At 36.4% G+C, this 7,814-nt stretch carries 8 protein-coding genes; 1 reads left to right on the forward strand and 7 read right to left on the reverse strand.

Translation table 11 applies throughout. The annotated features are described in order from the left end of the window. Positions 1–169, reverse strand: a 169-nt coding sequence (locus AN486_RS25575) for a DUF2887 domain-containing protein (protein ID WP_290602962.1), incomplete at its 3' end; no start/stop codon positions are given. A gap of 25 nt (positions 170–194) precedes the next feature. Next, the gene (locus tag AN486_RS25580; protein WP_053539569.1) at positions 195–1,055 is read right to left on the reverse strand and encodes an Rpn family recombination-promoting nuclease/putative transposase; all 861 of its coding nucleotides are present in this window, start codon (positions 1,053–1,055) and stop codon (positions 195–197) included. 531 nt (positions 1,056–1,586) lie between these two features. Between AN486_RS25580 and AN486_RS25585 the strand changes: the two genes are divergently transcribed. Continuing rightward, positions 1,587–2,930 (forward strand): protein kinase, encoded by a 1,344-nt coding sequence (locus AN486_RS25585; protein ID WP_290602959.1) that lies wholly within the window; start codon positions 1,587–1,589, stop codon positions 2,928–2,930. Between the two features lie 3 nt (positions 2,931–2,933). Here the strand turns inward: AN486_RS25585 and AN486_RS25590 are convergent, their stop codons facing one another. From AN486_RS25590 to AN486_RS25610, 5 genes are all read right to left on the reverse strand, one after another. Continuing rightward, the gene (locus tag AN486_RS25590) at positions 2,934–3,629 is read right to left on the reverse strand and encodes a hypothetical protein (RefSeq protein WP_027401071.1); all 696 of its coding nucleotides are present in this window, start codon (positions 3,627–3,629) and stop codon (positions 2,934–2,936) included. 175 nt (positions 3,630–3,804) lie between these two features. Then, positions 3,805–5,100, reverse strand: coding sequence for an O-antigen ligase (locus tag AN486_RS25595; RefSeq protein WP_290602960.1), 1,296 nt, complete (start codon positions 5,098–5,100; stop codon positions 3,805–3,807). Further along, on the reverse strand, positions 5,082–5,924 hold the full coding sequence (locus AN486_RS25600) for a YaaW family protein (RefSeq protein ID WP_053539566.1): 843 nt from the start codon (positions 5,922–5,924) through the stop codon (positions 5,082–5,084). Before AN486_RS25600 ends, AN486_RS25595 begins: the two co-directional genes overlap by 19 nt. A gap of 220 nt (positions 5,925–6,144) precedes the next feature. Continuing rightward, positions 6,145–6,576 (reverse strand): hypothetical protein, encoded by a 432-nt coding sequence (locus AN486_RS25605; protein ID WP_168636772.1) that lies wholly within the window; start codon positions 6,574–6,576, stop codon positions 6,145–6,147. Positions 6,577–6,667: 91 nt separating this feature from the next. Then, positions 6,668–7,609, reverse strand: coding sequence for a LysR family transcriptional regulator (locus tag AN486_RS25610; RefSeq protein WP_053539564.1), 942 nt, complete (start codon positions 7,607–7,609; stop codon positions 6,668–6,670). Positions 7,610–7,814: the final 205 nt, after the last annotated feature.

A 7,814-nucleotide genomic window follows, 5' to 3' on the forward strand; every position in this document is an offset into this window, starting at 1 on the left:
TTTCTACGCTATCTGCCATAAAAATTCCATCAAATCGAAATGCTTTTTCTTTCACTTCCACAGAAGTAAATTGATAATCTGTGGCGTTTTCTGTAGGTTCACCCAGAATTTCAAATAATAGAGTGTGAAAAGTGAGGAAGATTTGGTAGAATATCGTGTCTGTGTGCATTATTCCTGATTTTGAAATTTCTTAATTACTTGGTTATCTCAGATTTTAACCATGTTTCCAAGTCATTAATATCTGTAAAATCTAATAATGCTTCTCCCAACTTTTCCAGTTGTTCTATGTTCAGACTGTTGATATTTTCGATGTAAATATCTTTTAATTTTCCAAACCTTTTTGATAACTGGCGTATTAATAAAATCATCTCACCATTCTGCCTACCTTCTTCTCTACCTTCCTGTCTACCTTCCTGCTTTGCTTCTTGATATACCCTTGTTTGCTTAATATCACTCACTAAAAACATTGCTTCTATCTCCTGACGGCTTAATTGTGAAAATTTGGACAATAAAACAGTCTCCAACAATTCTATAATACCTTGTTTTTCTCTGTCATTCTCAACTTCTGTCTTAGTCCTTGCCATGAGGGTTTTAACTAATTCCGGTGCTTGTGCTTCCTGACTGACAATTAACTCAATTAACCCCATACCAATTGAACCTGGTGGTAATTCATCTAAATAAATTCGTTTAATTCTCCCACTATTAATCAATTCTTGTTGATAAGCTGTTAATTCTCCTACATCTAAACTCCGTTTCGCAAATAACGCCACTGCTTGCCAATCTTGTACAGGTTTAAATTGATTGAGATAAATATTGATTTCGGCGATTAATTCCCAGTAAAAATCTGGTTTTGGTTGAAATTGCACTTCTACAAAATAGATGGGTTTTTCTACGCTATCTGCCATAAAAATTCCATCAAATCGAAATGCCTTTTCTTTCACTTCCACAGAAGTAAATTTATAATCTGTGGCGTTTTCTGTAGGTTCTCCCAGAATTTCAAATAATAGGGTATGGAACGTGAGGAAGATTTGGTAGAATATTGTGTCTGTGTGCATTATTCCTGATTTTGATATTTCTTAATTACTTATTTATCTGCTGATTTTACCCATCTTTCCCAGTTCTATATCTACTGTAATTGCATCTTCATCCTGAGATACAAGATAACGTTTTGGTATTTTGGTTATGAGAACAAATTTTATTTTCTTATTTCTCTGCTTCTGCGATTTATTTGGGAAATAATTATCTTGATAAATAAAAACTCTATATATATGGGCGCACACTTTCCCACCTCTAACATAAGGATACCCAAAACTCAGAACACTGTCAACCCCCCAAGCTGAAATTACCAAAACTCGTTACATTATTGATAAAATTCTCAATAATAATGAGAATAAACCCCCAATAATTGAGAAAGTGCTTTTTTGCCAAAATCCCATACAAATAACTTAAATAACTTATATCCTGACGTAAGGAAACCCAACATGATGAAAATTTAATTGGCTGGATTTGTTGGGTTGCCTTATCACTTAGCCCAACCTACAGAGTATAATATTTACCACAACCTTAAATAATTAATTATTAGGAAAATGCCATCTACCGTCACCCTCACCATTACCACAGGAAAACTTTCAGGAAAACAATATATATTTGATAGTCGCAGCACTTGTATTATCGGCAGAGGTGAAGATTGCAATTTGCAAATTGCCGATAATATTGATATGACAGTTTCCCGCTATCATTGCTTATTAGATATCAATCCTCCAGAAATGAGAATCCGTGATTTAGGGAGTTTAAACGGTACGATTGTTAATGGTAAAAAAATCGGACAAAGGAAAGCGGGAGAATCTCCAGAGGAAGCAAAAAAGATAGTTTTTACTGAATATGATTTAGTCAATAATGACCAGGTAGCGGTAGGAGATATTATTTTTGATATTGGTGTAGAAACAGAACTGGAAAAACAGAAAACTCCTTATATTCCAGTTGCAGAAGGAAATAATAGACCGAACTTTTTTGAAATTATTAAAAACCTGCTAAATTTAGCAAATCAAGGTAATCAAAATCTCCAGAAAATTTCTAATTATCAGATTATAAAATCTTTAGGTGAAGGTGGATTTGGAGAAGTATTTCTAGCTGAACATATCCCCACTAAAAAACGGGTAGCACTAAAGTTAATGTTACCTAAAGTTGCTGCTAAAGAACTGGGTGTAAAAATGTTTTTGCGAGAAACAGAAAACACCAAATATTTACAACATCCTCATGTGGTGCAGATGTTAGATTATGGCTATGTCGAAAATACCTTTTTCTTTACAATGGAATATTGTGCAGGTGGGGATGTTTGGAATTTGATGGAGAAATCAGGAGGACAGTTACCTGTTAGCATAGCTGTTGATATTACTCTGCAAGTTCTAGACGGGTTAATATATACCCATAATGTTGAAGTTCCTTGTGTGAAATTAGCAGACGGAAGACTAGGAAAAGGAAAAGGTTTAGTACATCGAGATTTAAAACCGAATAATATTTTTATTACCAAGGTCAACGGTAAAATGGTGGCTAAAATTGGAGATTATGGATTATCCAAAGCTTTTGATTTAGCTGGATTGAGTGGACACACTTTCACAGGTGCGAAAATGGGTACTCCTGCGTTTATGTGCCGTCAACAATTGCTAGATTTAAAAAATTCCTTACCAGAGGTTGATGTGTGGGCAAGTGCTGCTTGTTTATATAATATGTTAACGGGATATTTCCCCCGTGATTTTGTTGGTGATTCCTGGAATTGTGTGCTAAGAAATGATGCTGTCCTCATTCGTCAACGTGATAGTAGTATTCCCGAAAAATTAGCAGAAGTGATAGATTTGGCTTTAATAGAAAAGCCAAAAATTCATTTTCAAACTGCGGCTGAGTTTAAAGTAGCTTTGTTAGAATGTGTTTGATTATTAAATTTTAGTAATTTGAGGATCTAAAACAATGCGTGTACCAGTTATATCTACATGATAAGTCCAGAATTGATTTTTGACCTTAACAATTACTTCCCAACCTTTAATGGGATCAAATATTTGAGCGCAGACTTCACCAAAATTAAACACACAGGAATTGCTAAAAGTTTTCTGGGTTGACTGGGTAACTTTCAGAGAACTTATTGCTAAACCAGAACGTTTAGAAGCATCACTCAAAACCCCATTAGTAATTTTTTTTGGTAATTGATTATTGCTAATTTTCGGGTCTAAAAGAATTTGTGAACCTGATTTATTGACATGATAAATCCAAGATTGTTCTTTCACTTGTACAATTATAGTCCAGCCTGGAATAGGATTATATTCCTTTGTACAAACTTCTCCAAATTGGAAAATACAGGGATTACTAAAAATAGTAGATGTAACTTGAGTAATTTTCAAATCAGAAATTTTTAACCCAGAAACTCTAGAAGCATCTCTGAGAACTGCTTGAGAAATAGATTGAGGTAAGCTATTTTGGCTTAACTGTGACCGTTGGGGATTTTTAGCATTTGCAGATGTACTATTTTCAGTTACACTACAAGCAAACAAGCTAGTAATCATGAAAATAAAGACAAAGACTTGGGGAAAACAGCGATTACGGTACATTTGCAAAAATATCCTGGTAATTAAGTTCATGAGATGTCAATTAACAGTTGAATAATTCTCCTGGTTCTACTTTAGCTGTTTATAGTGAAATAGATATAAGTAGGTGAACACAATAAAACCAATCTGTGTAAAGAAACGTAAAATCGCCCAAACCCTCTTCACTCTTGCCTCTTGCCTTGCCATAACGACTATTTTCAATGCTAACCTACTTATGACGTGATTGATATTGATACATAACGCCAGATAATGCAGCTAGGAAAACCCAAGAGAGAGTATTTAACCGAATATCAAAAGTGGTGACATCAACAGTATTAAATAGTATCCAGCCGCTAAAGGTGAGAAGATAACTAAAGAAGATTAATCTGTTTTCTGGTGCTATAGATTTAGATTTCCAGAGAGTTTGACTGGCTGTAATTAAGATCCAAATTAGTAAACCACAAAATAGCAAAGTAGTAATTAACCCAGTTTCGGCAGACAGCATTAAAAATAAATTATGAGGATGGTTAACATCAATTTGCATTTGGGTTTTATAAAGTCTTCCGAAACTGCGTAAACCTGAACCAGTTAAAGGATGTTGTTGAGTGAGATTCCAGGCAAAATCCCATTGAGTTTTCCGCATTAATCCTACTGGTCTATTAGGAAACATATCATCATTTAATCGCGCCCAAATACCGTAGGGAACAAAAAGTCGGAAAAATTGGGCAATAGGTGCAGGTGCAAAAGCTGCGAAGAAACAAAGACTGGTAATGGTGAAAACAGCCGCAACAATTAATCGCCAACCTTTATATAAAGCATAAGCTAAACAGGCAAAAATAGTGATTCCCCAACCATTACGAGAATTGGTGAAAATTAAGGCGATAAAGTTAGTACATACAGTAATTGTCAAGAAGATAATTAGGGGATTGTTTTGTTTGAGTTTGTGGTAGTTTTCTAGCCATAAACCTAAACCCAAAATAAAAATAGTTACTAAATAAGCAGCTAAAGTATTAGGGTGCATGAAATTAGCAGTCATGCGTCCTGATAATGATTTTTCTGGTGCAACTATCCAATCAAAAACAATCCATAAAAACTGAAATTGGAAATTCCAACCGAGAAATAATTGCCCAAAACCAATGATTAAAACAGGTATAGATCCAAATACCATGATCCAAGCAATTTGTCGTAATTGGGCGGGTGTTTGGATGAGAGGAGTGAGTCCGGTAAAAAAGAAGAAGAAGGGGATGAAGTTGAATAAACCCAAAACAGCATCGAGTTTGCCAGAGGCGAATCCGGTGGTAATCAGGAGTAAGATACTCAAAATAGCAAATCCCTTGTGAATTGGGCGATCGCTAATGATATGGTATTGTTTACGCCAGGTTAGCAATGATGCCACAACAATAGAGATACCGCCCAAAAATGGACTCAGAGGAAAAGATATTAGTCCAAATTGTAGCCAATGCCAAGGGGTTTGTAGGCGGGGGTTTGGATGATAAAAACTTTTATTTAAGCTATTTCCCAACATTCTGTACGGGTAAGACGAATTTGCGCGAGGGTGAAGACTGTAGGAATAATTCTGCCATAGTTTGTGGCGATCGCTCTCCAACCCAAATCAGCAAAAAACCAAGCCCACATCACAGGACCTACCAAAGCAAACGCACCACGAACCGCACCATAACGGGCTGCACTCATGGTCATACCTCGACGGGACATTTGCAAAGCCACATAGTTTTGAAACTGTTTGGTAGCTAATCCTGTACCTGTAATTGCTGCTTCTTTAGCTACTTGATAGGTAGCAAAATGAATAGCAAATTGACGGGCGATTTGTTGAAGAACAAAAGGTTGGATGACAGAAGTTACAGCCAAAGCACTACCACCTTTAAATATTAATCCTAAAGGATCACGTTGCAATGACAATGGTAATGGTTGTTTAAGTTTTGATTCTACTAACTGACGTTGCACATTAATAGTTAATTGTTGCTTTTCTTGTTTTGGTAGCTTTTTCCAAACCTTTCCCAGTAGATGCAAAAAAATTTCTGCTTCTAAATCAATTGTTGTTAGATCTTGATAATAGTGAATTTTCAAATATTTGCATACTTGAATTAGGGCTTGTCGGTAAGTTACTTGATCAGTGCGTCCTCGTAATACTGTTATACCATCAGCCGCTAAAAACCGAAAGCGGTCTTCTATTGTATCTAACCAAGCTTGGTGATCTTGGCTTTGCACTGCAATAGGTTCGGGTGTATGAACATAATCTAAGGGGTTAAACTTGCGACTAAACAGAATAGCTGTCAAGTCCTGTAGTTCCTCTTCGGTGGCTAATTCCAATACCGCCCTGAGTTCTTCCAATTTCCCTTCCTCTCTTCTGTACCACGTAGTCTGTACCTTATTCTACTATCTTGTTAATCAAAATTATTGGCGTTACTGATTCAGAATATGATTTTACCTCACGCAGAGGCGCTCCAGTCGCAGAGAGTAAGAGTTTAAAATCATTGATTTTTCAATTTCATACTTCAGTTCAGCAACACCTAATTATTAAATTCGCTTTAATATCTGCGGAAGGTTGATTCTAACATTTCCTGGCGTTAGGATCTTCAAATTCCCCAGGTTCACGGACTAGAAATTGATTTAAAATCGCCTTACCTGAAGGATCTATTACCTCTAATCTTACTAATTCAGGTTGAACAATTTGCCAAGAAACTCGGTATTTATATTTAGCATTAGTCCAAGTGAAGACAGGACGGGCTTGAGTACCAGATGCTTTAGCACCAATTAAACAAAGTTTTTTACCTGTTTTGAGGTTTAAGTTTTTATAATAATATTGACCTTTAGCTTGCCAAAGAGTTAAATGCCAATTTCGTGGTTGTCCTTGCACATCAAAAAATTCCCCCTCTGGAAAAGCCAGGTTAGCTACAGCCTGACTCTGAACGGAAACATCTGCAACTATGGGTAAAGAAAGACCCAAAACTAAAGAGATAGCTATTCCTTGAACTTGCATCATTAATTCTCCCTTTTTAAAACAAGTTTATAGTCAAGCTACTGGTAATTTTTAGATACATAGCCAAGTGATTATGTATCTGTAGTAGCTTGATCTAAAGATGGGTTGCCACCGCATTATGATCTAATATTAAACCACCTTGCTCAGTAATTTTTTTCGCTGCATCTAAAAGATACTGGTAATAAGTATGAGCAATAATAGATAACTGCTTACCAGCAGGGTAAACCATATACCAGGTGCGTTTAATCGGAAAGTGTTGGACATCCAAAATACTGAATTCCGCAACGTCTGTGAGTAAAGTATGACGGGATAATACAGAAATACCTAACCCACCAGCGATCGCTTGCTTAATCGCTTCATTACTCCCCAACTCCAATTTCACCTTCACCTTTACCCCATGTTCTTCAAACAGACCTTGGACAGCACTGCGAGTTCCCGAACCCGGTTCACGCATAATAAACGGTTCTTCTCCCAAACGTTCAATCGGAATATTTTTTTCCTTCGCTAAGGGATGATTTGCCGGTGCAAAAACTACTAAAGGGTTTTCTAGAAATGGCTGAAAATTGACATCGAAATGATCAGGAATTTGACTCATAATATACAAGTCATCCAAATTACCCATCATCCGATCTAAAATCAGTTCATGATTTGTAACTTGGAGAGAAATATCAATCCCAGGGTAAAGCTGACAAAAAGGACCTAACAATCTGGGAATAATATACTTAGCAGTAGTAATTACAGCCAGTCTTAATTGTCCTTGCTTCAATCCTTTTAAATTCGCAATAGTCATTTGAAACTTGTCCATAGTCTCAAAAATTTGCCGACAAGTAGCAAATAATTCCCGTCCCGCTTCCGTCAAATATAAACGCTTTCCTACCTGTTCAAACAATGGTAAACCTACTGATTTTGTCAACTGTTTGATTTGCATGGAAATGGTAGGTTGAGTCAAAAACAACTCTTCCGCAGCGCGTGTAAAACTACCATGTCGGGCAGCAGCCTCAAACACCTTCAACTGGTGCAACGTCGCTTGATTCAAGCTGATTCTCCTCTGATAACAATTTGTAGATATAGCTTGGTATCGCGTAACACTAGGGATCTTTTAAGTGTTATTTATACAAAGTCCTCAAGTTTAGTATATATATAAATGTATATTCTTTGTCATTATATCTGTCCTGAGACTAGCTAGGGTAGCACCTAGTAGTCTGTCAACCCGAAAATGACGGGTGGAGGGAAGCAGGGGT

Origin of the sequence: Anabaena sp. AL93, from assembly GCF_001672085.1 — a bacterium.
In the GTDB taxonomy this organism is placed as follows: domain Bacteria; phylum Cyanobacteriota; class Cyanobacteriia; order Cyanobacteriales; family Nostocaceae; genus Dolichospermum; species Dolichospermum heterosporum.